4 protein-coding genes and 2 pseudogenes are annotated in these 2383 nt (G+C 65.8%); all 6 read left to right on the top strand.

Translation table 11 applies throughout. The features are described from left to right. Window positions 1–87 (top strand): annotated as a pseudogene (locus APY03_RS43690) (DUF3275 family protein); the annotation flags it as partial. 94 nt (window positions 88–181) lie between these two features. Next, entirely contained in the window at window positions 182–520 is a 339-nt protein-coding gene (locus tag APY03_RS13070; protein WP_068677466.1) for a hypothetical protein, read from the top strand. 104 nt (window positions 521–624) lie between these two features. Next, window positions 625–1032, top strand: a complete 408-nt coding sequence (locus APY03_RS13075) for a hypothetical protein (RefSeq protein ID WP_068677468.1) — start codon at window positions 625–627, stop codon at window positions 1030–1032. Window positions 1033–1048: 16 nt separating this feature from the next. Next, on the top strand, window positions 1049–1309 hold the full coding sequence (locus APY03_RS13080; protein ID WP_068677470.1) for a hypothetical protein: 261 nt from the start codon (window positions 1049–1051) through the stop codon (window positions 1307–1309). Window positions 1310–1384: 75 nt separating this feature from the next. After that, on the top strand, window positions 1385–2035 hold the full coding sequence (locus tag APY03_RS13085; RefSeq protein WP_068677472.1) for a hypothetical protein: 651 nt from the start codon (window positions 1385–1387) through the stop codon (window positions 2033–2035). 54 nt (window positions 2036–2089) lie between these two features. Beyond that, window positions 2090–2383, top strand: a pseudogene (locus APY03_RS13090) (DUF6094 domain-containing protein); the annotation flags it as partial.

The following is a 2383-nucleotide window of genomic DNA, read 5'->3' on the forward strand; positions in this document are numbered from 1 at the left end:
CAGATCGCCCGCCTGGGCGAGTTGGGCTACGCGCTGGACTTCAAGACGCAGGAGTGGAGCCGCCAGGCCGAACCGCAACCTGCGTGATCGCAGACGCCGCATCCGCGGTGTTCTTCATCCACCCGCCGGGGTTCCCTCCCCATGCGGGGGAGGCCCCGGCCATTTTCTGGAGGTCTCCGTCATGTCCACCATCGCTTGCGATACCCCCCGTTCCGCGCTGGACGAATCCGCGTGGCGGGCTCTCTGCGAGACGGCAGCCGCACAATCCGCCAAAGGTTGCGGACTGTCTCACGACCACTACGTCGAACGCTTCAGTTCAGCGATCGACGCGCAACTCGGTCGATTGCCCGAAGAACAGCGCGCACAGGCGCTGAAGATCGCACAGGAATGGGACTACGCAACACCTGCCGAAAGGCAGGAAACCCAGGACTGGAATGCGGAGCATGGCTATTGCTCGCACGGGATCGAGTTCGGCTGCTGCCCGGCCGGTTGTGATCGCGACGATGACGACTGGGACTGAGGACAAGGCATAGGTTCCTTCGCCGCGCCTGCGGCATTCCATCACCCGCTGGGGGTTCTTCCCCACGGGGAGGCCTCCGGCTCAACTTTTCGAGGAGGCCTCTCATGGGCTGGTATTTCTCTCATCAATCGCGGTCCGAACTGATCGCGGAACTGATCGCACCGCAAGAAACCGAGTGCGCCAGCGTCAAGGTCATCGCTCACACCCTGCGCGGCAACGTGCTGTGGTCCGTCGCCGAAGTGACCGCCAAGGTCGATGGCGTGCATCGTGATCTCGCACCGGGCCAGTCCCTGCGCTACATCCGCTGCGATCTGCTTGAACGCAGCGGCGGCAAATGGGGCTACAAGCCGCTGGAAGAGTGCATGTCTCCGTACTACTACTCGTGCCCGTTGAGCTATCTCGACATGGCGCCCGAGCAGTCCGCCAACTGGCGTGCCGGCGTTCGCGCCTACCACACACGGCGGCGCACCCCCACTGCATCCGCGGCAGCCGCCGCGGCGTCGATGGCCTGAGCCAGGAGGAACCGACATGGACCCGATCCTGGCTTCGCTCCCGCCCTCGCTGCTGGCACTCGTTGAAGGCAGCTTGTCCAACGACGAAGTGTCCTCCGACGAGGAAATGCTGGCGTACTTCATCGACAACGGCCTCACCGAGGACCAGGCACGGCAGGCGCTGACCTACCGCGACCAGTACCTCCACAACATCTACCTGGAAGGCTGCACGCCGATCACTTCGGCGGACGAGCCGCTTCACTTCAACCCGCACACCCGGCAGTTCGAGCCGGACTGAGCGCTTTGTTCCACCCCCTGGGGCAGTACTTGCCCCAGCGGGCGGTGCTGTTCCCGTTCATCCGAGGACACCACCATGCCCGCACACACTTCTTCCACCACGCTGTACCGCATCGACGAATGCCCCGACGTGATGGCCGACGCCTGCGTCGGCGATGACCAGGGCAACCTGATCTTCCTGTCGATCTGGGCGCGCGACACCGCCGTCCAGCAGTTCCTCGCTCGCCTGACCCTCGGGCGCGACGAGCAGGGGCTGGACCAGTTCCACGTCATCACCAACCAGGGCGGCAGCGTCCCGGTGTTCATCGGCAACGTCGATCGCTTGGAGAAGCGCACCACGCGCGCCTTCCGGCGCACGCTGTTCGGCTCGCTGTCCAACGTGTGGCTGTTCGACCGCCGCTGCGTCAAGCCCGACAAGGCCAACGCCAGCGCGCTGGCATTGCTGCCACGCGACAGCGCCCATCGCCTCGACAGGCTGTGGACGCTGGTGCGGGACACCTGCCCATTGCCGCTGCTCGATCACTGGCGCGAGACCGTGCTGGAACTGCTGCAAACCCGCGAGATGCTGGCCCGCCTTCCGTTCGCCCTCGGGCCCCTGGAAGGTCATCGGCTCGCCATCGACGTGTCGGCGCTGAGCCTGGCGCTGGGCTCCCTGATCCGCAGTGACGTGCTCACCGCCTATCCGTTCCCGTCCAGGATCTGGACGCCGGAAGCGGTCGTGGCTTGACCCACCCGTGGAGGCACGCTTTGGCGTGCTTCCGTCCTTCATCCCGCCAACCAGGAGACTTCCATGGCCCTCATGTTCCCGCGGCTCGCCCGCAATTTCGCCAAAAACGGGTACTACCCGACCGACGAACCCACGCTCGAAAGAGCCCTCAACGCACTGATGCCCAGCGACGGGCCGATGTGCATCCTCGATCCCTGCGCCGGCGAAGGCGTGGCGATCGCCGAAGCCGCCCACGCCCTCGGGCGCGAGCAGGCCAAGGCCTTCGCCGTCGAGTTCGACGCGGAGCGGGCGCGCCATGCCCGCGGCCTGGTCGACCACTGCCTGCACGCGGACCTGATGGACACGATG

The sequence above is a fragment of the Variovorax sp. WDL1 genome, assembly GCF_001541225.1.
Lineage (GTDB): Bacteria > Pseudomonadota > Gammaproteobacteria > Burkholderiales > Burkholderiaceae_C > Variovorax.